This is a genomic window from Methylobacterium amylolyticum (assembly GCF_030700245.1).
Classification (GTDB): Bacteria; Pseudomonadota; Alphaproteobacteria; order Rhizobiales; family Beijerinckiaceae; genus Methylobacterium.
Window position 1 is genome coordinate 1 of sequence record NZ_JAUYZI010000020.1, and the last position, 20,776, is coordinate 20,776.

Annotated in this window: 24 protein-coding genes; 12 read left to right on the top strand and 12 right to left on the bottom strand. The window is 74.8% G+C overall.

From position 1 onward, the window contains the following. Nucleotides 1-33: 33 nt before the first annotated feature. Complete coding sequence (gene queC, locus Q8W71_RS15280) at nt 34-720, top strand: 7-cyano-7-deazaguanine synthase QueC (RefSeq protein ID WP_305526335.1); 687 nt, start codon at nt 34-36, stop codon at nt 718-720. A gap of 6 nt (nt 721-726) precedes the next feature. On the opposite strand, the gene Q8W71_RS15285 is transcribed toward queC, so the two are convergent. Continuing rightward, entirely contained in the window at nt 727-1,299 is a 573-nt protein-coding gene (locus tag Q8W71_RS15285; protein WP_305526243.1) for a TetR/AcrR family transcriptional regulator, read from the bottom strand. Nucleotides 1,300-1,426: 127 nt separating this feature from the next. On the opposite strand from Q8W71_RS15285, the gene Q8W71_RS15290 reads away from it, so the two are divergent. The 3 genes from Q8W71_RS15290 to Q8W71_RS15300 all read left to right on the top strand — a co-directional run bounded on the left by Q8W71_RS15290 (nt 1,427) and on the right by Q8W71_RS15300 (nt 4,006). Further along, nucleotides 1,427-2,398 carry a quinoprotein relay system zinc metallohydrolase 2 gene (locus Q8W71_RS15290; RefSeq protein WP_305526244.1) on the top strand — a complete coding sequence of 324 codons (972 nt, stop codon included), beginning with the start codon at nt 1,427-1,429 and terminating at the stop codon, nt 2,396-2,398. A 193-nt stretch (nt 2,399-2,591) separates the two neighbouring features. Then, nucleotides 2,592-3,410 carry a quinoprotein dehydrogenase-associated SoxYZ-like carrier gene (locus Q8W71_RS15295; protein ID WP_305526245.1) on the top strand — a complete coding sequence of 273 codons (819 nt, stop codon included), beginning with the start codon at nt 2,592-2,594 and terminating at the stop codon, nt 3,408-3,410. A gap of 2 nt (nt 3,411-3,412) precedes the next feature. Beyond that, entirely contained in the window at nt 3,413-4,006 is a 594-nt protein-coding gene (locus Q8W71_RS15300; protein ID WP_305526246.1) for a rhodanese-like domain-containing protein, read from the top strand. 249 nt (nt 4,007-4,255) lie between these two features. On the opposite strand, the gene Q8W71_RS15305 is transcribed toward Q8W71_RS15300, so the two are convergent. The 3 genes from Q8W71_RS15305 to Q8W71_RS15315 form a co-directional block, all read right to left on the bottom strand. After that, nucleotides 4,256-4,681 (bottom strand): cupin domain-containing protein, encoded by a 426-nt coding sequence (locus tag Q8W71_RS15305; protein WP_305526247.1) that lies wholly within the window; start codon nt 4,679-4,681, stop codon nt 4,256-4,258. Between the two features lie 38 nt (nt 4,682-4,719). Beyond that, a complete protein-coding gene (locus Q8W71_RS15310) occupies nt 4,720-6,204 on the bottom strand; it encodes an FAD-dependent monooxygenase (protein WP_305526248.1) in 1,485 nt (494 codons plus the stop codon). A 157-nt stretch (nt 6,205-6,361) separates the two neighbouring features. Then, nucleotides 6,362-6,943, bottom strand: a complete 582-nt coding sequence (locus Q8W71_RS15315; protein WP_305526249.1) for a TetR/AcrR family transcriptional regulator — start codon at nt 6,941-6,943, stop codon at nt 6,362-6,364. 356 nt (nt 6,944-7,299) lie between these two features. Here Q8W71_RS15315 and panB point away from each other — a divergent pair, with 356 nt between their 5' ends. Next, nucleotides 7,300-8,124, top strand: a complete 825-nt coding sequence (gene panB / locus Q8W71_RS15320) for a 3-methyl-2-oxobutanoate hydroxymethyltransferase (RefSeq protein WP_305526250.1) — start codon at nt 7,300-7,302, stop codon at nt 8,122-8,124. 3 nt (nt 8,125-8,127) lie between these two features. Here the strand turns inward: panB and Q8W71_RS15325 are convergent, their stop codons facing one another. Further along, nucleotides 8,128-8,841, bottom strand: a complete 714-nt coding sequence (locus tag Q8W71_RS15325) for a helix-turn-helix transcriptional regulator (protein WP_305526251.1) — start codon at nt 8,839-8,841, stop codon at nt 8,128-8,130. A gap of 103 nt (nt 8,842-8,944) precedes the next feature. Between Q8W71_RS15325 and Q8W71_RS15330 the strand changes: the two genes are divergently transcribed. Then, entirely contained in the window at nt 8,945-9,547 is a 603-nt protein-coding gene (locus tag Q8W71_RS15330; RefSeq protein ID WP_305526252.1) for a glutathione S-transferase family protein, read from the top strand. 153 nt (nt 9,548-9,700) lie between these two features. Here Q8W71_RS15330 and Q8W71_RS15335 read toward each other — a convergent pair whose 3' ends face one another. Further along, a complete protein-coding gene (locus Q8W71_RS15335) occupies nt 9,701-10,753 on the bottom strand; it encodes an NUDIX hydrolase (protein ID WP_305526253.1) in 1,053 nt (350 codons plus the stop codon). A 189-nt stretch (nt 10,754-10,942) separates the two neighbouring features. Between Q8W71_RS15335 and Q8W71_RS15340 the strand changes: the two genes are divergently transcribed. The 3 genes from Q8W71_RS15340 (at nt 10,943) to Q8W71_RS15350 (ending at nt 13,389) form a co-directional block, all read left to right on the top strand. Next, nucleotides 10,943-11,188 (top strand): hypothetical protein, encoded by a 246-nt coding sequence (locus tag Q8W71_RS15340; protein WP_305526254.1) that lies wholly within the window; start codon nt 10,943-10,945, stop codon nt 11,186-11,188. A gap of 84 nt (nt 11,189-11,272) precedes the next feature. Further along, the gene (gene chrA, locus Q8W71_RS15345) at nt 11,273-12,484 is read left to right on the top strand and encodes a chromate efflux transporter (protein ID WP_305526255.1); all 1,212 of its coding nucleotides are present in this window, start codon (nt 11,273-11,275) and stop codon (nt 12,482-12,484) included. Nucleotides 12,485-13,167: 683 nt separating this feature from the next. Beyond that, a complete protein-coding gene (locus Q8W71_RS15350; protein WP_305526256.1) occupies nt 13,168-13,389 on the top strand; it encodes a DUF3606 domain-containing protein in 222 nt (73 codons plus the stop codon). Nucleotides 13,390-13,501: 112 nt separating this feature from the next. Here the strand turns inward: Q8W71_RS15350 and Q8W71_RS15355 are convergent, their stop codons facing one another. Beyond that, a complete protein-coding gene (locus tag Q8W71_RS15355; RefSeq protein ID WP_305526257.1) occupies nt 13,502-13,834 on the bottom strand; it encodes a hypothetical protein in 333 nt (110 codons plus the stop codon). Next, the gene (locus Q8W71_RS15360; RefSeq protein WP_305526258.1) at nt 13,831-14,061 is read right to left on the bottom strand and encodes a helix-turn-helix domain-containing protein; all 231 of its coding nucleotides are present in this window, start codon (nt 14,059-14,061) and stop codon (nt 13,831-13,833) included. The genes Q8W71_RS15355 and Q8W71_RS15360 overlap by 4 nt, the downstream gene beginning before the upstream one ends. A gap of 199 nt (nt 14,062-14,260) precedes the next feature. Here Q8W71_RS15360 and Q8W71_RS15365 point away from each other — a divergent pair, with 199 nt between their 5' ends. After that, nucleotides 14,261-14,428, top strand: a complete 168-nt coding sequence (locus Q8W71_RS15365; RefSeq protein ID WP_305526259.1) for a hypothetical protein — start codon at nt 14,261-14,263, stop codon at nt 14,426-14,428. Nucleotides 14,429-14,438: 10 nt separating this feature from the next. Here the strand turns inward: Q8W71_RS15365 and Q8W71_RS15370 are convergent, their stop codons facing one another. Further along, on the bottom strand, nt 14,439-15,368 hold the full coding sequence (locus Q8W71_RS15370) for a metallophosphoesterase (protein ID WP_305526260.1): 930 nt from the start codon (nt 15,366-15,368) through the stop codon (nt 14,439-14,441). A gap of 198 nt (nt 15,369-15,566) precedes the next feature. On the opposite strand from Q8W71_RS15370, the gene Q8W71_RS15375 reads away from it, so the two are divergent. After that, nucleotides 15,567-16,640, top strand: coding sequence for a phosphatase PAP2 family protein (locus Q8W71_RS15375; protein WP_305526261.1), 1,074 nt, complete (start codon nt 15,567-15,569; stop codon nt 16,638-16,640). A gap of 65 nt (nt 16,641-16,705) precedes the next feature. Next, nucleotides 16,706-17,023, top strand: a complete 318-nt coding sequence (locus Q8W71_RS15380; protein ID WP_305526262.1) for a hypothetical protein — start codon at nt 16,706-16,708, stop codon at nt 17,021-17,023. A gap of 59 nt (nt 17,024-17,082) precedes the next feature. Here the strand turns inward: Q8W71_RS15380 and Q8W71_RS15385 are convergent, their stop codons facing one another. From Q8W71_RS15385 to Q8W71_RS15395, 3 genes are all read right to left on the bottom strand, one after another. Beyond that, complete coding sequence (locus Q8W71_RS15385; protein ID WP_305526263.1) at nt 17,083-18,429, bottom strand: HlyD family type I secretion periplasmic adaptor subunit; 1,347 nt, start codon at nt 18,427-18,429, stop codon at nt 17,083-17,085. Next, a complete protein-coding gene (locus tag Q8W71_RS15390; protein WP_305526264.1) occupies nt 18,429-20,165 on the bottom strand; it encodes a type I secretion system permease/ATPase in 1,737 nt (578 codons plus the stop codon). Before Q8W71_RS15390 ends, Q8W71_RS15385 begins: the two co-directional genes overlap by 1 nt. Nucleotides 20,166-20,325: 160 nt before the next feature. Next, a complete protein-coding gene (locus Q8W71_RS15395) occupies nt 20,326-20,721 on the bottom strand; it encodes a DUF3307 domain-containing protein (RefSeq protein ID WP_305526265.1) in 396 nt (131 codons plus the stop codon). Nucleotides 20,722-20,776 lie beyond the last annotated feature (55 nt).

Here is a 20,776-nt window from a genome sequence, read left to right on the forward strand (position 1 = left end):
CACGGCTCAAAGGTCGTCGGTGACGACGCGGCTTTGGTGCTGTTCTCCGGCGGGCAGGACTCGGCCACCTGCCTCGCCTGGGCGCTGGACCGCTTCCGGCACGTCGAGACGCTGGGCTTCGACTACGGCCAGCGCCACCGGATCGAACTCGACTGCCGTGGCCGCCTGCGCGACGGGCTCGCGCGCCTCGATCCCGCCTGGGCGGGCCGGCTCGGCGAGGACCACACGCTCGCCCTCGACGCGCTGGGGCAGGTCTCCGAGACGGCGCTGACCCGGGAGGCAGCGATCGGCTACGAGGCGTCCGGCCTGCCCAACACCTTCGTGCCCGGCCGCAACCTCGTGTTCCTGACGTTTGCCGCGGCGCTCGCGTACCGCAGGGGCCTGCGCCACGTGGTCGGCGGCATGTGCGAGACCGACTATTCCGGCTACCCCGATTGCCGCGACGACACGATCAAGGCGCTCCAGGTGGCGCTGAACCTCGGCATGGAGCGCCGCTTCGTGCTGCACACGCCGCTGATGTGGCTCGACAAGGGGCAGACGTGGCGGCTCGCCGAGACCCTGGGCGGCCGGGCGCTCGTCGACCTGATCGTGGAGGCGAGCCACACCTGCTACCTCGGCGAGCGGGGCACGCGCCACCCCTGGGGCTACGGCTGCGGGACCTGCCCGGCCTGCCGCCTGCGCGGCGACGGGTTTTCGCGCTTCACGGCCGGGGCGGCCTGAGCCGCGTCATCGATCGGCTGGCCTGAGCCCGTCGACCAGCAGCGCGAGCGTGCCGCGGAACGCCTCGGGGCTCGCGAACAGCCGCTCCATCAGCAGCGCCCCTTCGAGCGTCGCCACCACGTGGCGGGCGAGCAGCGCCGGGTCCGGCCCGAGGCGCACGCTGCCGTCCGCCTGCCCCTCGCCGAGCACCGCGGCGAGCCACGCGAGGTGGTCGGCGAAGAAGCGGGCGACGTCGCCGCGCAGGCGCTCGGGCAGGGCCTCGCCCTCGATCGCCAGCGCCGCGCACAGGCAGCCGAGCCCCTGCTCGACGCCCCCGAGATAGAGCCGCCCGTAGGCCTCGATCCGTCCCGGCCCGTCGGGGATGCCGGCGCGGATCTCGGAGAGGGCCGCCGCGTAGCGCGTCGCGTAGGCCTCCACCAGGGCGGCGCCGAGATCGGCCTTGGTCGGGAAGTGGTGGTGGATGCTGGCCTTGCGGATGCCCACCGCTGCCGCGAGGTCGGCGTAGCTGAAGCCGGCATAGCCGCGGCCCCGCACCAGGGTCTCGGCCTGAAGCAGCAACTCGGCGCGGGTGTCCCTCATGGCTCCTCGTGCTCGCGCGAACGTGCGGCCCGTCGGGCGCATCGTGGCCCTCTGCGCACGGTGTGCCACTTGACGCCGCAAAAATCTACCTACTAAATGGTTGGCAACGAGAGAGGGAGGTTTCGGCATGACGGCCCGCGCCGTCCGTCCGGGCACATCCACCGGCCTGTCGCGACGCCACGCCCTGTTCGGAGGCCTGTGCCTGTGCTGCCTCGGCACGGCGAGCCTGTCGGCCGGCGCCTACGCCGAGGCGTTCACCCTGGACGAGGTCGGCCCCGGCGTGTTCGTCCGCAAGGGCCTGATCGCCGACGCCACCCCCGAGAACGCCGACGCCATCGCCAACATCGGTTTCATCGTCGGCCGCTCCGGCGTGCTGGTGACCGAGTCCGGCGGCAGCCTCGCGGACGGGCGCTGGCTGCGGGCCGAGATCGCCAAGCGCACGGACAAGCCGGTCACCCACGTGGTGCTGAGCCACGTCCATCCCGACCACGTCTTCGGCGCCGGCGCCTTCGCGGGCGACGAGCCGGTCTTCATCGGCCACGCCAAGCTGAAGAAGGCGCTCGACGCCCGCGGCGCCTTCTACCGGCAGCGCCTGATCGATCTGCTGGGCGAGGCGGCCACCGGGCCGGTGGTCTACCCGACGCTGGCGGTCGCCGACACGGCGCAGGTCGATCTCGGCGACCGCACGCTCACCTTCACCGCCCACGGGCCGGCGCACACGACCTGCGACCTGTCGATGATCGACTCGGGCAGCGGCCTGCTGTTTCCCGCCGACCTCCTGTTCGTGGACCGCATCCCCTCCCTCGACGGCAGCCTCAAGGGCTGGCTCACGGAGGTGGAGCGGCTGAAGGGCATGGGCCCGAGCCGGGCGGTGCCGGGCCACGGCCCGACCGCGGTCGACCTCGCCCCCGCGCTCGCCGCCCTCACCGGCTACCTGACCGCGCTGCGCGACGGCACCCGCGCGGCCATCACCCGGGACGTGCCGATCGACAAGGCGGTGGCGAGCGTCGCCGCGGACCAGCGCTCCAAGTGGGCACTGTTCGACACCTACAACGGCCGCAACGTCACCGTGGCCTACCAGGAACTGGAATGGGACTGAGAACCGTTCACCGCCCATATCCCATCCTCGACCTCATCCTGAGGTGCCGCGTCAGCGGCCTCGAAGGAGGGCTCCAGGGATCGCGCGGCCGGCTGGAGGGCTCCTTCGAGGCCTCCGCTGCGCTTCGGCACCTCAGGATGAGGTGAAGACTTGGAAGAACGATCGGACAGGTTCTGAAATCGGGAGACACGTCATGAGATCCGCCCTGCTCGCCCTCGGCCTGACCCTGTCGGCCGCCACCCTCGCCGGGCCCTTGAGCCCCGCCCACGCCGCCGGCGCCTCCGACACCGATCAGGAGCGGACCGCGCGGTGGCAGGAGATCGCCAAGTCGATCTTCGGCGATCGCCAGATCGAGAAGACCGACACCCTGGTGAAGATCGACGCCCCCGCCCGCGCGCTGGACGCGGCGCTGGTGCCGATCACCCTGACCATGCCGGAGCCGGGCAGGATCAAGGCGGTCTCGCTCGTGATCGACGACAACCCCGCCCCCTACGCCGCCAAGTTCGAGTTCGGCCCGGCCGCCGACCCGTCCGAGCTGAAGCTGCGGGTGCGGGTGAACAACTACACCGACATGCACGCGGTGGTGGAGACCGCCGACGGCAAGCTCTACGAGGCCAAGCAGTTCGTGAAGGCGTCCGGCGGCTGCTCGGCCCCGATGGGCATGAGCGACGAGGAGGCGATGCGGGGCATGGGCGACATGCGGATGAAGTTCGCCGAAGCCCAGCCCGGCAAGCCGGTGGAGGCGACGCTGATGATCCGCCACCCGAACTTCTCCGGCATGCAGATGAACCAAGTGACCCGCGACTACACGCCGGCGCGCTACATCGACAAGCTGACGGTCTCGGAGGGTGATCGAAAGATCTTCACCATGACCGGCGACATCTCGATCTCCTCGAACCCGGTGATCAACTTCGGCTTCAAGCCGGACGGCAAGCCGCTCCAGGTCGCTGCCAGCGACAACCAGGGCGGCCGCTGGACGCACAGCTTCACGCCGCCGAGCCCGACGAACTGAGCATGCGGCCGCTTCCCACCCTCGGGCGCGCGGCGGCGCTCGCCGCGGCCGCCCTCTGCCTCGCCGCGGCCGAGCCCGCCGATTCCCCCGTGAACGTGCCGGAGCCGGCCGGGCTCTATGCCGGCCCGCAGCGGGGCTACACGCCGCCGACCCTCAAGGGCGCGCAGGTGGTGGACGCGGCTGCCGTCGCCGCGCTGATCGACGGGCCGGACAAGCCCGTGCTGATCGACGTGGCGATGCGCGACCGCAAGCCCGCGGGCTTCCCCGAGGGCCGCCCGTGGCTCCCCGTGCACCCCTCGATCCCCGGCGCGGTCTGGCTGCCGAACGCGGGCGCGGTGCCCCTCGCGCCGGAGCGCGAGGCCCTGTTCTACGCCCGCGTCGCCGAGCTCACCGGCGGCGACACGGCGCGGCCGGTGGTGGTGTTCTGCCACGTCGAGTGCTGGGGGAGCTGGAACGTGGGCAAGCGCCTCGTCGAGAAGGGCTACACGGGAATCCGCTGGCTGCCGGGCGGCGTCGAGGCATGGCAGGAGACGCACGACACCGCCAACCTGCGCGAGGATCCCGCCTGGGCGGCGACCGGGCAGGGGGAGCGGTAGGTCCCGCCGCCGCGAGGTGGCGGGCGGGGCACGCGATCCTGTCCCTGTCGGTCCGAAGCCGGCCGGTCCGCTCGGGGCTTGGCGGGTTTGCTTGGCAGGTTCGCTTGGCCAGTTCGCTCGGCCGGTTCACAGGCGATCATCGGTTCGAGTTCCGCGTGCGGCGGTCAGGCATGCCGAGATGCGGCTCACCGTCCACCACGGAAGAGCCGCGGCCCTTCCCCGTCCGTTCTGAGCCGCCGGGCCGGTCTCTCAGCCCGCCGTCACCGGGACGAGGCCGTGGCGCAGCATCAGCGCACGCATCGCTCCCGGGTCGGCGTGCCCGGAATTCACCAGATCAGCGGTCTCCTGGAAATACTCGGGTCCGAGAACGCCGGGCGTGAGGATGCTCAGGAAGGTCGCCGCATCGGCGGTGCGGTTGGCGAAGCCGTGCACGACCCCGCGCGGGATGAAGATGGAAGCGCCGACGCCGACATCGACGTCCCGCCGGTCGACCGTCCACGTCGTGGTCCCGGAGAGCCCGTAGACGGTCTCGTCCCAGCCCTCGTGGTAGTGGGGGATGGGCATGCCGGCCCCCGGCTGCGCGGTGGTCGTGAACACGTCGAGACTGTCGTTCGTCCCGTGCCGGTCCTGCAGGAAGCGCAGTTCCAGGCCGGCAAAGCGGATGGCCGTCGGCATGATCGCCTCCTGACAGGGGCCTGGACCGGACGCGGACATCAGGCGTGGCCGGACGCCGCCGCGATCCGGGAGAGATAGGTGGAGACCGCTCCCGGCTCCGTGGCCGCGCAGGCGAGATAGCCGTCCGGGCGCACCAGCGCGATCGTGCCCCCGTGAAGGGCCGGACGGATCTCGGGATCGACCAGATCGCCGAACGCCTTCTGGAGCGCGGCGACCGCCGCGGACGGCTCCGCGCACAGGGCGAAGCGCGGTGCCGATCCCGAACCGACCGGGGTCTGCCCGGCAACCGGCGCGACGCGCTCGCCGGGCCGCACCACCCCGTGCACGCCCGGGCCGTTCAGCGGACTGTCGGCGTAGTGGATCGCGACCTCCGACATGGTGTCGGCCACGCCGTGGGCGACCCGCGGGAGACCGAGCAGCAGGCGCCCGACCGCGTTGCGCACACCTTGCGCCACAGGGTTCTTCAGGGTGGCCACGCTGGTCAGCCGCTCGGCCGCCTTCAGCACCTCGTCGCCGACCCCGCTGCGCTCCGGGCTGTAGCTGTCGAGCAGCGTCTCGGCGGCCCGGCCGTGCACCACCAGCGCCAGCTTCCAGGCGAGGTTGACGGCGTCCTGCATGCCCGTGTTCATGCCCTGGCCGCCCGCCGGGCTGTGGATGTGCGCCGCGTCGCCGGCGAGGAACGCCCGCCCCCGGCGATAGGAGGCGACCTTGCGCCCGTTGATCCTGAAGCCCGACAGCCAGACCGGATCGAACAGGCGCGTGCCCGCGGGACCGCGCCGGTCGACCAGCGCCTGCACCTGTTCCAGGGTCGGCACCGGCGCGGCCTGACCTTCGGTGTAGGGCAGGTCGCCGATGATCCGGTAGCGGCCGGGCCGGATCGGGAAGATCAGCAGCACGCCGTCCCGGTGCCAGTGGATCGACGCGTCCCCGTCGGGGCGCGGGTAGCCCGTCATGTGCACGTCGGCGAGGAACCAGTCGCTGAGCAGGGTCTCGCCCGCGAACGGCATGTCGAGGGCGTGGCGCACGGCGCTGTGGGCGCCGTCGCAACCCACGAGCCAGTCCGCCCGGACCGCTTCCGTGCTGCCGTCCGCGCGCCGCAGCACCGCGCCGATGCCGTCGGCACCCATCACGAACGCGGTCGCCTCGGTGCTGCGCGCGACCGCGACGCCCTGCTCGGCCAAGCGCTCCTCCAGCAGGCGCTCGGTCTCGGATTGGGGGATGGCCAGGGCGTAGGCGTGGACGCTGGGGATGCCGTCCATCGCGACGCGGCCGACGACGTCGCCGCCCGCCACGAAGGTCACGCCCTTCACCTTGAACCCCGCCTCGACGAACGGGGCCGCCCCGCGGGCGCTGCCGCGATCGAGGAGTTCGAGGGTGCGGCTCCACAGCACCATCGCCTTGGACTTGTCGGTGCGGTGCATCGCCGTGTCGACGATGCGCACCGGGACGCCGTAGCGCGTGAGTTCCGAGGCGAGCGTCATGCCGACCGGACCGGCGCCGACGATGAGAACGGACTGTGTCACGGGTCGTCTCCGGGTCGGGTGGACATGCAAAGGGATGTGGGTGCCCTGACGTCGGCTAGAGCGCTCTCCGCCGAAGTGGATGCCGGTTCGGCGAAAGAGAGCGCGTCAAAACAAGGACTTAGAGTCGAGCACGATTGCAACGCGATCGGGAACGGCTCTAGGCCGGTCGGTGCCCCCCCGCCAACAGGTGCAGCGCGGTGGCGAGGATGCCGGCGGCGCGCTGCTTGCCGTCCGGCCGTCCCGTCGCGAGATCGATGACCGCTAGCCCGACCGAGAGGGCGTGGAGGAAGCGGGCAGGCTCCTCCGCGGCGGGTACGCCCCCGATCCGCGCCAGGAAGGACGCCCCGCGCGCGGCGATGCCGTCGGCCAGCTCACGGACGAGTTCGCGCAGGCGGGGCTCCTCGTCGCCGGCCTGCACGAGCGCCATGAGGACGCGGGTGTTCTCGTGCCGGGTGACCGACGCGGCGATGGCTCGGGCCGCCTCTTCCGGCGTGTGGAGCGCGGCCAGCGTGGCGTCGACGGCTGCCAACGGGCGGTCGACGGCGACGCGGCCGACGGCGGCCAGGAGGTCGAGGCGGGTGGGGTGGTCGTAGGTGATGTGGCTCTGGCGCAGGCCGGCCCGGGCGGCGACGCGGGGCCGGGTGAAACCGGCGTAGCCCTGCTCGCGCAGGGTGGTGAGGCCGGCTGCGACGAGCTGCTGCCTGCGGTCATGCGCGGGCCCCTCTTGGTTGGTCGACATACCAGCGCGCGCCGCGTCGATACTGTCAAGAACGACGCCCGGCCGTCCTGTGGCATCACCCGGCCGCTGAAGCGCGACGCGCGCGTCGCGCCGGAGGATACCCCCACGAGGGGGGAGGATACGGGCGCGCGGAGCGCGCACGAACGGCCGTCGGCTCCCAGGGCTGCCGCACCGGCCTCCGGACGGCGAGGTCGAGCCGGCACCGGGCGTGGCCCCGCGCCGCCGCGCCCGACGATCGGGCACCGCCCCTGACATCCGCGTCCCGCCGCCCCGTCCCGCCGCTGTCCCCGTCCCTGGGCCGTTGGTATAACGCCTGCCCCGGCCGGAGCCGGGGCGGACGGCGTGAGGGAGCGGCGATGTCCCAGGTGATCCAATCCCGCCGCCTGCGGGCGGTGGACATGGCCAAGCGCAAGGCCGAGGGGCGCAAGATCGTCGCGCTCACCGCCTACCACGCGCACACGGCCGGCATCGTCGATGAATTCTGCGACTTCATCCTCGTCGGCGACTCGCTCGGCATGGTGATGCACGGGATGGAATCGACCATCCCCGTGACCCTGGAGATGATGATCCTCCAGGCGCAGGCGGTGATCCGCGGCACCAGCCGGGCGCTCGTCGTCGTCGACATGCCGTTCGGCTCCTACGAGGCGAGCCGCGAGCAGGCCTTCCTCAACGCCTCACGCGTGCTGAAGGAGACCGGGGCCGGGGCGATCAAGATGGAGGGCGGCGCCCACTTCGCCGAGACGGTGGCCTTCCTCGTCCAGCGCGGCGTGCCGGTGATGGGCCATATCGGGCTCACCCCGCAGGCGGTGAACGTCATGGGCGGCTTCAAGGTGCAGGGCCGGGCGCCGGACGACGAGCGCCGCCTGCTGGAGGACGCCCGCGCCATCTCCGAGGCGGGCGCCTTCGCGATCGTGCTGGAGGGCATCGTCGAGCCGGTGGCCCGGACGATCGCCACCTCGCCCCGGGTCACGGCGGCGACCATCGGCATCGGCGCCTCCGCCGTCTGCGACGGGCAGATCCTCGTCCTGGAGGACATGCTCGGCCTGTCCGAGCGGACCCCGAAATTCGTGCGCCAGTTCGGCTCCCTGCGCGGCCACATCGAGGGTGCGGTGCGGGCCTATGCCGAGGAGGTCCGCGCCGGCCGCTTCCCGGCCGAGGACAACACCTACGGGGTGCGCTGAGGCTCAGGACCCGCGCTCGCGCGCGGGCGGGCCCTTCTGCCCCTTCAACGCGGCGAGGTAGGCGCGCAGCAGCGCCGCCCGCCGGGGGCGGAAGCTCGTGCCGGCCGCCCGCGCCTGCGCGATCCGGTCGGCCCGGAAGGCCCGGAACGCCTCGCGCAGGCCGCACCACGCCAGCACCGCCATCGCGCTGTCGAGGTAGACGATGGCGAGCGGCAGGATCGTGCGCTCGGTCACCGCCCCCGCCGCGTCGGCGTAGCGGATCGTCACCGCCTCCTCGCGCCAGCAGCCCTCGCGGATGGTGGCGAGGTCCAGGGTGGCGGGGTAGCGCGCGGCGAAGCGGTGGACCTGCGAGACCGCGTGGACGAGGTGCTGCTCGCCCGCGTCGGGCAGGGTCGCGGCGACCTTGGCGAGCGCCGAGGCGGCCGCCCGCGCCAGCGCCGGGTCGCCCATCTGGCGCACCTCGGCGAGGCCGAGCACCAGCGCCTCGATCTCCAGCCGGTCGAGGGTCTGGGGCGGTAGCGCCCCGTCCTCGATCAGGCGGTAGCCGTAGCCGCGCTCGCCCTCGATCCGGGCGCCGGCCGCCCGCAGGCTGTCGATGTCCCGGTAGACCGAGCGCAGGGAAACGCCGGTCTCCTCGGCGAGACGCGCCGCGGTGAGGGGCGCGGGCAGGACCCGCATCGCCTGGAGGAGCCGGAGGAGCCGGTCGGTCCGCGCCATCGCCCAACCGCCCTCGCCCAACTGACCTCGCCCAACTGACGGAATCTGGCAGGTGGGCGGGGCTATAACACCGGCCGTCCCCCGGCGACAGGAGCCCCGAGCCGTGATCACCCTCTACCATTCCCCCAAGACCCGCTCGACGCGGATCGTCGCCCTCCTCAAGGAACTCGACGCGCTGGAGGCGGTGCGGATCGCGGTCGTCACCACCGCGCGCACGGACGGGTCGGGGGGCCGCGACGCGCGCAACCCCCATCCCGAGGGCAAGGTGCCGGTCCTCGACCACGACGGGGTGCTGGTGCGGGAATCGAGCGCGATCGTGCAGTACCTCGCCGAGCTGTTCCCGCAGGCCGGCCTGAGCGTGCCCCCGGGCGACCCGCGCCGGGGGGCCTATCTCGGCTGGCTCGCGTGGTACGCGGGCGTGCTGGAGCCGGTGATCCTGTTCGAGGCGGCGGGGCTCTCGCACCCGCTGCTGAGCGCCACGTTCCGGGACAACCCGACCGCGCAGGACCGGCTCGCGGGCGCGCTCACGCAGAGCCCGTTCCTGCTGGGCGACCGCTTCACCGCGGCCGACCTGCTGCTGCACTCGCCCTACGCGTGGTTCGGCAAACCCGGCGTGCCGGCGATCGACGCCTGGGTCGACCGCTGCGCCGACCGGCCGGGCGCGCGCTACGCGACCGCCTTCGACGCGGAGCATGCGCCGGGCTGAGGCGGATGCCGGGAAAGGATGCGGGCGCCTCTCCTCCCCCTTGTGGGGAGGAGGTGGAGGTGGTGCCGGATCGAGCGGGGCGGTGCCTCCTGCACCACCCCCACCCCTGCCCCTCCCCACAAGGGGGAGGGCAAGCGCGTCGTGGTTCGCCGCTCACCCCAGCCGCCGGGCGGACAGGCGCAATCCCGGCGCGGGCCGCTCCAGCAGGACCTCGCGGCGGAAGCGCACCAGCCGGGCCGGGCGCCCGGCGGTGCCGCTGGTGAGGCTCTCGGTCTCCTCCACCAGCCCCTGGGCCGCCACGAGCCGGCGGAAGTTCTGCTTGTGGAGCTGCGTGCCCGACAGCGCCTCCACCGTGCGCTGGAGCTGGAGCAGGGTGAATTCCGGCGGCATCAGCTCGAACACCACCGGGCGGTACTTGATCTTGCCGCGCAGGCGGCCGATCGCGGTGGCGAGCACCCGGCGGTGGTCGAAGGCCATCGGCACGCCGGTCGGATCGCCCGCGATCGCCGGGCCGGCATTGCCCCGCGCCTCCGGGATCAGCCCGGCCTCGAACAGCAATTCGTAGCGCTCCAGCACCCGCTCCTCGTTCCAGGTGCCGCCGTTCAGGCCGAAGGTCAGGCCGAGGCGGTCGAGGCGGCGGCGGCGCAGGGCGGGGTCGCCGGCCGACTCCGCCCAGGCCACGAGCCGCGGCGCGATCGCGTCGAGCTGCGGCGGGCGGCCCGCCCGGAAGTCCTCGTAGGGCAGGTAGCGGTACCAGTTGTGCCACGCGGCCTCGGCGAAGCCCGCCGGGCGCTCCTCGCGCACCAGGGCGAGGTAGGCCACCGACAGGGCGTGCGCCTCGGGGGCGCCGTCGCCGCCGGAGCGGTCGCGGTCGCCGAAGGTGTAGAGCTGCTCCACGTAGCCGAGGCGCTGGTGGGTCTGGCGCTCCACCCAGGCGCGCAGGCCCCGCTCCAGGGTGGCGTGCTCGGGCACCAGCGGCCCGGCGGGCAGGCCGTCGCCGCGGCCCGGCGCCTGCTCGGGCACGCGGATCGTCAGCGCGCGCGGTTCCCCCTCGGTCGCGGCGACGATCACCGCGACGAGGCCCACGGAGGAGCGGTCGGGCAGGGCCTGGGCCGGGATCCCGTCCTTGACGCCGTCCGCGGCGCCGTCCCTGGCCCCGGCGCGGACCCCCTCCGTACCGTCCGTCTGCGCCCCGGCGACCGACATCCCCTCGCGGATTCCTCCCTGCGGCGCGCCCGAAGGTCCCGGGCGACCCCTCTATAGGCGCAGGGGAACGGCGCCCGTCAACGCGGCGGGTTGGCGGCCCGGCGTTCCCGGCGGGGCGGGCCCGACCCGCCGCGGCGCCACCGCAACGCTCTTGTGCGGCCCATATTTTAGAGTCAATCTAATTCCAGAATGCCGATTCATCCCGAATCCTGCCGCTGGTGGCAGCTCACCCCCGTGCAGCGGGCGATGCTGCGGCGGCTGTGGCGCGACGGCCCGCTGCTGGCGCCGAACCCGTGGGAGATGCGGACGGTGCGATCCCTGGCGCAGCGCGGGCTCCTGCGCAGCCGCGGGCGGGCGGACGCCGCCGGCACGTGGTTCCTGACCGCCCGGGCGCTCCGGCTGATCGAGGGGGCGGCGCCGGCGCGCGAAGCCTGACCCCGGCGCCGGGCCGGCGCCCCGCATTGACTCCCCGCCCGGCGCCGGGCTTCACCCGAGAAGAACACGCGCGCGGCGGGCCGGATGGAGCGGAGATCGGAGACGGGGCGGGGCGGGTCGGTCGCCGAGGTCGCGCTCGCCTTCCTGCGGCTCGGGCTCACCGCCTTCGGCGGACCCGCCGCCCATCTCGGCTACTTCCGCGAGGCGCTGGTGCGCCGCCGCGGCTGGACGGACGAGGCCGGCTACGCCGACCTCGTCGCGCTGTGCCAGTTCCTGCCCGGCCCCGCGTCGAGTCAGGTGGCCTTCGCCCTCGGGCTGATCCGGGCCGGGGGGCTCCTGGGCGGACTCGCGGCCTGGGCCGCGTTCTCGCTGCCCTCGCTCGCCCTGATGACGGCCTTCGCCGCCGGCGCGGGGGCGCTCGGCGGCCCGCACGGGGCGGCCCTGCTGCACGGGCTGAAGCTCGCCGCCGTGGCGGTGGTGGCCGAGGCCGTCCGGGGCATGGCGCGGAGCCTCGCCCCGGACCGGACGCGGGCGACGATCGCCGTCGCGGCGCTCGCGGCGACGGCGCTGGCGCCGGGCTCCGGCGGGCAGGTCGCCGCCATCGCGCTCGGCGCCGCCGCGGGTCTCGCCCTGTGCCGGGAACCGGCGACGGGGGAGGGGACCCGCGCCCCCGTGCCGGTGTCGCGGCGGGCCGGCGCGCTGGCGCTCGCCCTGTTCGCGCTCCTGCTCGTCGGGGCCGGGCCCCTGGCGGAGGCCCTCGGCGCCCACATGCTCGCGGTGTGCGCCGCCTTCTACCGGGCGGGGGCCCTGGTGTTCGGCGGCGGCCACGTGGTGCTGCCGCTGCTGCGCGCGGCGGTGGTCGATCCCGGCTGGGTCGAGCCGGGGGCGTTCCTGGCGGGCTACGGGGCGGCGCAGGCGGTGCCGGGGCCGCTGTTCAGCCTCGCCGCCTACCTCGGCGCGGTGCTGCGGCCGGGGCCGGGCGGGATCGCCGGGGCGGCGCTCGCCTTCGCGGCGCTGTCGCTGCCGGGCCTGCTCGTGGTCTACGGCGCCCTGCCGTTCTGGGGGCGGCTCGCGGCCCGGGCCGATGCGCGGGCCGCCCTGCGCGGCGCCAATGCCGCCGTGGTCGGGATCCTCGCCGCCGCCCTCTACGATCCGGTCTTCACCGCGGCGGTGGGGAACGCCCGCGACCTCGCGCTGGCGGCCGCCTGCTTCATGCTGCTCGCCGTCTGGCGGACGCCGCCGTGGTGCGTCGTCGCGCTCGCGGCGCTGGGCGGGCTGGCGCTCGCCGGCGGGTGAGGGGAGGGCTCCCCGCCGACGGGGCGCGCCCGACACCTCCCGCCCCTGCACCGATCCGCCGATCGCCCGGAGCGGTTGATGCCCGCCCACGCGCTCCTCCCCCTCGCCGGGCCCTTCGCCGGCCCTCTCGCCTTGCCCCCCGTCCTCGCCACCGTCTTCACCGCCGGCTGCGTGGCGATCCACAAGGCCGGGCGCCACGCCGAGCGCGTGACCGAGACCCTGGGCCTGCTGTTCATCGTCTGCGCTTTCCTGTGCGTGCTGCCTGTGCGTGCTGGCCCTGCTGGCGCGGGAGACCGGGATGCCCCTCGGCGGCGCGTCCGCGCCGCAACGCGACCGCGTCGCGGGCGGCCACGGGCCGTGGCCCTTCTTCTGATGCCCGAGGGCCGGGATCGACGCGCCCGTGTGTGCCGGGGCACGGCGGCCGGAAACGCGCGCGCTTAGGTCGTCCTCACGCCGCGAGCGCAGCCGCGGACCCCGAAGGAGACCTCCCATGACTCGCACCGCCAAGATCGTCCTGCTCGCCGGCCTCGTCGTCCCGAGCCTCGCGCTGCTGGTCGGCGCCTACGTCCACGTCGCGAGCCTCGCCCTGCCGACGCACTTCGTCTGAGGCCGGCGGGCCCCCGAGGCGGCCGATCCGATGAACCGGGCGCCGTCTCGGGCATTGCCCTCACCGGGAGGAGCCGATGCCGAGCGACGACGCGCACGAGCCCAACGCCGAGCCGGCGAGCTACGAGCCGAAGACCGTGAACCTCGAACCGCCGGACGCCGCCGCCTACTGGGCGCGCCGGTTCCAGGTGCCGGTCGAGCAGCTCCACGCGGCGGTGCGCGCCGCCGGCCACGAGCCGGCGCGGGTGGCCGCCCATCTCGGCCTGCCGTGGCCCTACGAGGCCAGCGGCATCGTCTGAGGGTGCGTCTCTAAGCAGGTTTCGCCGAAGTGGTTGCCGGTTCGGCGTCGAAAACCTGCGATCCACCAAGAATCTAAGCGGGTGAAGCGTTGGCGTGCCAACGCGAACCTGCTTAGGGCGAGGCCCGGTCCCGGCGGAAGGCGCCGAGCAGGCGGGTCAGGCCCTGGATCACCGGGCGGGCCTCCGCCCCGGGCTCCGCGGGCTCGCCCTCCGCGGCCAGCCCCAATTCGTGCAGCGCCTGGGCCAGCAGGGGCGGCCACGGGACGTCGTGCTCGCGCAGCAGCCCCGCCGCCTTGGCCAGCGCCCGGCTCTGCGCCTCGGGCACCGGGCGGCCGGTGATCTGCGCGTCGAGAACCTGCTCGGACAGGACGCCCACGAGGCGCAGCACCTCGGACAGGCCCGCCTCGTCCCCGGCGCCGTCGGTGTCGATGCGCGGTTCGGTCATGGCTTCCTGACCCGTCTGACGCCCGGCTCGTCGCCGTCGGTGAAGGCGATGCCCGCGGCTTCCAGGGCGCTCCTCAGCTTCATCAACGTCTGGACCCGGGTCCGCACGACGCCCTCCCCGGGCTCAAGCCGCTTGATCGTCGGCACCGAGACGCCGGACGCCTCCGCCAGCCGCTCCTGCGACCAGCCGAGGAGCGCGCGGGCCGCGCGGAGTTGGGACCGATCCATGATGCCCTTCGGACCGTGCGTGATGGCGAAGGCATCGGCGATGCGACCGGGACCGCCTCTGATCCGAACGGTATCGGATTGGCCGGAAAAAGCAACTGGCGCGTGTGCCCGCCCGTGCCGCCGCTCCGAGCGGGAACGCGGGGGCCGCCGCGAGGTTTGCCGGGAAACCGCGGCCCCGCGGCGGTGGCAGGAGGTGGACATGGCCGGGACCGACGCCCAGAAACCCGGGGACGAGGCGCCCCCCGGCGCGCCCGGAACCGGGGAGAACCTGTGCCGCCGCTGCGGCGGCACCGGCCGGCAGGCGGCGGAGCCCTGCCCGGATTGCCGCGGCACCGGCCGCGTCACCACCGGCATCGGCGGCGGGTAGGCTCCCGGCCTCAGGCCGTCGCGTCCGACCCCCCAAGGTCGACCACGACGATCTCCGGCGGCGCGCCGAGCCGCAGCGGCACGCCCGCCACGAAGTGCGCGCCGAGCCCCGCCGAGACGATCAGGTGGCGCCCGCCCTCGACCACGTGCCCCTGGGCGTAGCGGGTGCCGTAGCGCGACGGGATCCAGGGCGCGAAGCCGAGGAGCCGCACCTGCCCGCCGTGGGTGTGGCCGGACAGGGTGAGCGCCACGCGCGGGTCGAGGCCGGCGGCGAACAGGTCCGGCTCGTGCGCGAGCAGGATCACCCGGTCCCCGGGCGGCACGGGCGCGAGGATCCGCGCCAGCACCGCCAGCCGGTGCCGGTCCAGGGCCCGGGGATCCCGCGGCGCGCCCGGCACCTCCTCGCTCTCGATTCCGGCGAGCCACAGCCCCGCCGCCGCGTCGAGGGGCACGGCCGCGTTCTCCAGGACCGGGAGGCCCGCCGCCCGCAGCGCCCGCTCGGTCCGGGTCGGCCCGTGCCCGCGGCGGCGGGCCGCGCGGTCGTCGCCCCAGTCGTGGTTGCCCTGGATGGCGTGGACGCCCAGCGGCGCGGAGAGGCCGCGCAGCAGGCCGGCCACCGTCTCGACCGGTACGCCGCCCCGATCCTGCGAGCCGTAATCGCCGAGCAGCACGGTGAGGTCGGGCATGAGCGCGTTGGTCCGCGCCACCACGGCGGCGATCGCCGCCTCGCCCATGCAGCGCGGGTGGGCGTGGAAATCGGTGAGCACGGCGATGCGCAGGCGCGTCCCCGCGGGCCAGCCGGGCAGGTCCGGGCGGTAGGCCGCCACCCGCACCCGGTGCGGCTCGACCGCGATGGCGTAGCCGGTCCCGGCCAGGCCCCCGGCCGCGGCGAGCGCCGCGCTCAGGGCCGGCTGGGACAGCAGGGCGCGGCGGCTCAGCATCCGGGGCTCCGGAGCGAGCGTTCGAACGGCGCGTGAGCGCGACGAGGCATCCGCATGAATCCTGTTTGGCCGACCCCGGTTACCGGCCCGTGACCGATCCCCTGGAACGCGCGAACCAACGCGGCCGTCGCGTGTATAATCGACGTGTATAACCCCCTGGGCCCGACTGGGACCCGGGCCAGGGAGCGTCACCGGCACATGCATCCAGAACGGGTCGTCCAAGCCCGCGCCCAAGCCCTCCGCCGCGCACTGCCGCGCGCACCGGCCGCTCCCGCTTTCCGATCCCCGCCCGCGACCGTCCCGCGCCGGCTCTCGGCCGCCGTCGCCGCCCCCGGCCGGGGCTACTGGGCGCTGGCCGCCGCCCTCGCCGCCGCGGACGCGGTCTGGGCCTGGGCCGCCGGCATCGCGATCGAGCCGGCGGGGATGGCGGCCGCGGCGGGCATCGTGGCGGCGCTGCTCGCCGCGGCCGCGCTCCTCGGGCCGGTCAAGTCGGAGCCGTGCCTGCGCGGCATGGCGCTGGGCACCGCCTTCCTCGTCGCCTTCACCGTGCCGGCGGCCCTGCTGCACACCCTGGCCGCGGGCCTCGACCGGCCGCTGGTGGACCCGATCCTCGCCCGGGCCGAGGCGGCGCTCGGCTTCGACTGGCCGGCCTACGTCGCGGCCCTCGCCGGGCACCCGGACCTCGCCCGGGGCCTCGCGCTCGCCTATCACACCAGCGGCCCGCAGGTGGGTTTGGTGGTGATCGCGCTGGCGGGCACCCGCCGGCTCGGGCGGCTGTGGGCCTTCGCGCGGCTGTTCGCGCTGACCCTGCTGTGCGTGATCGCCGTCTCGGCGCTGTGGCCGGCGCTCGGACCCTACGCCCACTACGCGCCGCGGATCGTCCCGTCCGGGGAACTGGAGACCGCGGGCGCCCTGTGGCACCTCGAACCGGTGGCGCGGCTGCGGGCCGGGACGCTCGACCACCTCGCGCTCTCCGACCTGCGCGGGCTCGCGGTCTTCCCCTCGTTCCACGTCTGCCTCGCGATCCTCACCGCCTGGGCGCTCGCGCCGGTGCCGGTGCTCGGCCCGCTCGCCGCGCTGCTCAACGCCGCGGTGATCGTCGGCACGCTCGGAGCGGGGGGCCACTACCTGCCGGACCTGATCGCGGGGGCCGCGCTGGCGCTCGCGGCGCTGGCGCTCCGGGCCGCCGGGCGGCGGACGTCCGGGTTCCGGAAGGGCGAGCCCTTCCGCGGGTGCCGGGTGGAACCCTGCGATGTCAGGGCTCTGCCCTGACGACCCGCCGAAGGGCTGCGCCCTTCGGAATCCCCGATCGGACGCGGCTGCTCTATAGGGGCGGGATGAGCAACGTGATCCGCCCGACCTTCGGCCGCCGACCCGAGCCCGCCGCCCCGGCGCCCGAGGCCGAGACGGTCCAGCTCCTGCGCGTCTACGGCACCGCCGCCGGCCACGGCGTCGCGCTGATCCGGCACGAGGCCGGGCCGGAGGGGCCGGCGCTGCGGATCGTGGTCGGCCCGGACGGGTCCGACACGGTGGAGGCGGTCGCCGTCCTGCCGGACACCCCCGAGGGCGAGGCCGACGCCGAGCGCACCGCCCTCGCGATCCTGCGGGCGCTGGCGGTGGTCGAGGGCGCCGAGGAGGAGCCGGACCCGGCTTGAGCGGCCCCGCGCGCGCGGGCGTCTCCCGGCGCGCGCGCCGGTCTCAGCGCGCGCCGGTCTCAGCGCTCGCGCCAGGCCTTGGCGACCTGGTCGGCCAGCGGCTTCGTCAGGTAGCTCAGCACCGAGCGCTCACCGATCTGCATGTAGGCCTCCGCCGGCATCCCGGGGATCAGGCGCAGGCCGCCGAGACGCGCGCGCTCCTCGGGGCTGATGCGGATGCGCGCCGCGTAGAAGCTCGTCCCGGTCTTCGGGTCCTGGGTCACGTCCGCCGACAGGCGGGACACCTCGCCGGCGATCTCGGGGGTGGTGCGGGCATTGAAGGCGGACAGGCGCAGCATCGCCGGCTGGCCGACCCGGACGCTGTCGATGTCCTGCGGCTGGACCCGCACCTCCACCACGAGCTGGTCGTCGTCGGGCACGATCAGCATCGCCGGCTCGGCGGGGGTGACGAGGCCGCCGATCGTGTGGACGGTGAGCTGGTGCACGGTGCCGGCCTGGGGGGCGCGCATCTCCACGCGCTTGAGCTGGTCCTCCGCCGCCACCCGCTTCTCGGCGAGTTCCGACAGCCTGCCGCGGATCTCGGCCAGATCCTTGCCGACCTCGGTGCGCATGTCGCCGTCGATCTGGAGGATCTGCAGCTCGGTCTCGGCGATCTTCCCCCGGGTCGCGGCGGTCGAGGCGGTGAGCTGGCCGCGCTCGCCCTCCAGCCGCACCGCGTCCCGCTCCAGGACCGTGACGCGGGAGAGCGGCACGAGGTTCTTGGCGTAGAGGTCGCGCACGCCCGAGAGCTCGGTGCCGATCAGGGCGACCTCGCGCCCCTTGGCCGCCGCCTGCTCGGTCAGCCCGGCGACCTCCTGGCGCAACTGGGCGATCCGCTCGCGCAACTGCGCCTTCTGCCCCTCGCGTCCGGCGCGGCGGGCGGCGAACAGGCGGGTCTCCCCGTCGATGAGATGGGCCACGTCGGGCTCGGTCGGGGCGCGGGCGAGGAGGCCGGGCGGGAAGGCGACCTGCCCGGCGCCGTCGCGCTCCGCCTCGTCGCGGGCGCGCCGGGCGTTCAGCTCGTCGAGCGCCTTCAGGACCACGTCGAGGTTGGCCCGGGTCTGGGTCTCGTCGAGGCGGATCAGCACGTCGCCCGCCCGCACCCGGGCGCCCTCGCGCACGAGCAGGTGCCCGACCACGCCGCCGGTGGGGTGCTGGACCTTCTTGACGTCGGACTCGACCACGAGCTGGCCCGGGGCGATCACCGCGCCCGCGATCATCGTGTGGGTGGCCCAGCCGCCGACCCCGCCGACGAGGGCCGCCGCCAGGGCGAGCGCGAGCGCGAGGTGGCGGCCGATCGAGGCGCGGGCGTCCGAGCGGGCCGGAGACGCCCCTCCAGCGGGCGGCAGGGCGAGGGATGCGGACATCAGGCGCTCTCCTGGAGCGGCACGGCGGCGGGCCGCGGCGGCAGCTCCGCCGGGCCGGCGGCGGCCGGGCGCAGCACGCGCTTGAACACCTCGTCCTTCGGCCCGATCACCTGTACCCGGCCCTCGGCCAGGATCAGGACGCGGTCGAGGGCGGCGAGCGCGCTCGGGCGGTGGGCGACGACCACGCAGATGCCGCCGCGGGCGCGCACCCCGAGGATCGCCTGGGTCAGGGCGTTCTCGCCCTCCGCGTCCAGGTTGGCGTTCGGCTCGTCGAGCACCACGAGGAACGGGTCGCGGTAGAGGGCGCGGGCGAGCCCGATCCGCTGGCGCTGGCCCGCCGAGAGGCCGGCGCCGCCCTCGCCGAGCGGCGTGTCGTAGCCCTCGGGCAGGCGCAGGATCAGCTCGTGGACGCCGGCGGCCCGGGCGGCCGCGATCACCGCCTCGGCCGGGGCCTCCGGCTCGAACCGGGCGATGTTCTCGCCGATCGTGCCCGCGAACAGCCCGGATTCCTGGGGCAGGAAGCCGACATGCCGCCCGAGCGCCTCGCTCGACCACTGGTCGAGCGCCGCCCCGTCGAGCCGGACCTTGCCGCGGGTGGGGACCCAGACGCCGACCAGCGCCCGGGCGAGCGACGACTTGCCCGACGCCGACGGCCCGATCACCCCGAGCCCCTGGCCCGCCGCGAGCGTGAAGGTCGCGTCCTGCACCGCGAGGCGGGCGGTCCCGGGGGGCGCCACGGCGAGCGCCTCGACGGCGAGGCTCGCGGCCGGCGCCGGCAGCCCGTGGCGGGGCGCGGGCGCGGGCAGGCGCGCGAGCAGATCCGCGAGCCGGGCCCAGGCCTGGCGCGCCTGGACGAAGCCCCGCCAGTTGGCGATGGCGAGGTCGACCGGCGCCAGCGCCCGCGCCACGAGGATCGAGGCGGCGATGATGACGCCCCCGGTCGCCTGGTTGTCGATCACCAGCCACGCGCCGAGCGCCAGCACGCCCGATTGCAGGGCGGTGCGGAACAGCTTCGCGGCCGCGCCGAAGCCCCCGGCCGCGTCGGCGGCGCGCCGGCTCGCCTGCCGGTAGCGCCGGTTCACGTCCCGCCAGCGGTCGGAGATCCGGCCCTGCATGCCCATCGCCACGAGCACCTGGGCGTTGCTCCGGCCGGCCTCGGCCAGCCGGCCGCGCTGCGCGCCGAGCCCGGTGGCGGCGCGCGCCGGCTCCCGCGCGGCCCAGTCGGTGGCCAGGGTGACGGCGACGAGGAAGCCGGCGCCGCCGACCGCCGCCCAGCCGATCAGCGGGTGGAACAGGAAGCAGACCGCGAGGTAGACCGGCATCCAGGGCAGGTCGCACAGGGCGGCCGGCCCCATCCCGGACAGGAAGGCGCGGATCCGGTCGAGGTCGTGCAGCGGTTCGAGCCCGTCGCCGGCGCCCTTCAGCGGAGCCCGCACCACGAGGTCGAACACCCGCCCCTCCAGATCCTCGTCGAGCGCCGCGCCGACCCGGGCGAGGACGCGGGCGCGCAGGGCCTCGAACAGCCCCTGGAAGGCGTAGAGCGCCAGCGCCAGCACGATCAGGCCGACGAGCGTCGGGATCGAGCGGCTCGGGATGACCCGGTCGTAGACCTCCAGCATGAAGAACGAGCCGGTCAGGGTGAGCAGGTTCACGAGCCCGCTCATCAGCGCGACCCCGAGCAGGGCGAGGCGGCACCGCGCCAGAACACCGCCCAGTTCGCCCGCCTCGCGCCGCATCGTCACCGTCCCGGACCGTGCCGGGAACTGATGTCCCGCCGGCCAATCTTAGACATCGCAATCGTGGCGAGATTTCCATCGCCGCCTGCACGGGTCGAGCCGCGCGCGGACGAGCGCGAATACGCGAGGGTCCGGGCCGGCGCCGCGGGTCCGGCTCCGCTCAGGCCGCGATCAGGATCAGGGCGATCGCGATGTTGGTGACCTGGTGCAGGAACTGGTCGAAGCCCATCAGCCACCAGAACCGCGCGTCGGTGACCGCGAAGCGCGTCCGCTGGCCGACCAGCGCCTTGCCGCGGTCGACCGCCCCGTGGATCACGAAATCCGCCGGGGCGAGCCACCACAGGCCGGGCTTCACGGCGAGCACGATCAGCAGGGTGCCGAGCGCGTGCAGGCCGGCATGGGCGGCGAGCGGCGCCGGCCAGCCGCGGACCCGCTCCTTGCCCTGCGCCATCCAGCCGGTCTGGAGCAGGAAGTCCGCCCCGAGATGCTTCACCTCCAGCGCCAGCAGCAGCAGGGCGAAGGCCCCCACGGGAACGGGCGTGTCGAGGGACACCATCGCGGCCTCGCTCCTCCGGTTGGCCTTCGCCGCGCCTCGCTCGACGCGGTCGGAT

Excerpts from the sequence above, each read along its gene's own strand:
- Q8W71_RS15285 (WP_305526243.1), bottom strand. The coding sequence starts at position 1,299 with ATGAGGGACACCCGCGCCGAGTTGCTGCTTCAGGCCGAGACCCTGGTG.
- Q8W71_RS15290 (WP_305526244.1), top strand. The coding sequence starts at position 1,427 with ATGACGGCCCGCGCCGTCCGTCCGGGCACATCCACCGGCCTGTCGCGA.
- Q8W71_RS15295 (WP_305526245.1), top strand. The coding sequence starts at position 2,592 with ATGAGATCCGCCCTGCTCGCCCTCGGCCTGACCCTGTCGGCCGCCACC.
- Q8W71_RS15300 (WP_305526246.1), top strand. The coding sequence starts at position 3,413 with ATGCGGCCGCTTCCCACCCTCGGGCGCGCGGCGGCGCTCGCCGCGGCC.
- Q8W71_RS15305 (WP_305526247.1), bottom strand. The coding sequence starts at position 4,681 with ATGCCGACGGCCATCCGCTTTGCCGGCCTGGAACTGCGCTTCCTGCAG.
- Q8W71_RS15315 (WP_305526249.1), bottom strand. The coding sequence starts at position 6,943 with ATGTCGACCAACCAAGAGGGGCCCGCGCATGACCGCAGGCAGCAGCTC.
- panB (WP_305526250.1), top strand. The coding sequence starts at position 7,300 with ATGTCCCAGGTGATCCAATCCCGCCGCCTGCGGGCGGTGGACATGGCC.
- Q8W71_RS15325 (WP_305526251.1), bottom strand. The coding sequence starts at position 8,841 with ATGGCGCGGACCGACCGGCTCCTCCGGCTCCTCCAGGCGATGCGGGTC.
- Q8W71_RS15335 (WP_305526253.1), bottom strand. The coding sequence starts at position 10,753 with ATGTCGGTCGCCGGGGCGCAGACGGACGGTACGGAGGGGGTCCGCGCC.
- Q8W71_RS15340 (WP_305526254.1), top strand. The coding sequence starts at position 10,943 with ATGCCGATTCATCCCGAATCCTGCCGCTGGTGGCAGCTCACCCCCGTG.
- chrA (WP_305526255.1), top strand. The coding sequence starts at position 11,273 with ATGGAGCGGAGATCGGAGACGGGGCGGGGCGGGTCGGTCGCCGAGGTC.
- Q8W71_RS15350 (WP_305526256.1), top strand. The coding sequence starts at position 13,168 with ATGCCGAGCGACGACGCGCACGAGCCCAACGCCGAGCCGGCGAGCTAC.
- Q8W71_RS15355 (WP_305526257.1), bottom strand. The coding sequence starts at position 13,834 with ATGACCGAACCGCGCATCGACACCGACGGCGCCGGGGACGAGGCGGGC.
- Q8W71_RS15360 (WP_305526258.1), bottom strand. The coding sequence starts at position 14,061 with ATGGATCGGTCCCAACTCCGCGCGGCCCGCGCGCTCCTCGGCTGGTCG.
- Q8W71_RS15365 (WP_305526259.1), top strand. The coding sequence starts at position 14,261 with ATGGCCGGGACCGACGCCCAGAAACCCGGGGACGAGGCGCCCCCCGGC.
- Q8W71_RS15370 (WP_305526260.1), bottom strand. The coding sequence starts at position 15,368 with ATGCTGAGCCGCCGCGCCCTGCTGTCCCAGCCGGCCCTGAGCGCGGCG.
- Q8W71_RS15375 (WP_305526261.1), top strand. The coding sequence starts at position 15,567 with ATGCATCCAGAACGGGTCGTCCAAGCCCGCGCCCAAGCCCTCCGCCGC.
- Q8W71_RS15380 (WP_305526262.1), top strand. The coding sequence starts at position 16,706 with ATGAGCAACGTGATCCGCCCGACCTTCGGCCGCCGACCCGAGCCCGCC.
- Q8W71_RS15385 (WP_305526263.1), bottom strand. The coding sequence starts at position 18,429 with ATGTCCGCATCCCTCGCCCTGCCGCCCGCTGGAGGGGCGTCTCCGGCC.
- Q8W71_RS15390 (WP_305526264.1), bottom strand. The coding sequence starts at position 20,165 with ATGCGGCGCGAGGCGGGCGAACTGGGCGGTGTTCTGGCGCGGTGCCGC.
- Q8W71_RS15395 (WP_305526265.1), bottom strand. The coding sequence starts at position 20,721 with ATGGTGTCCCTCGACACGCCCGTTCCCGTGGGGGCCTTCGCCCTGCTG.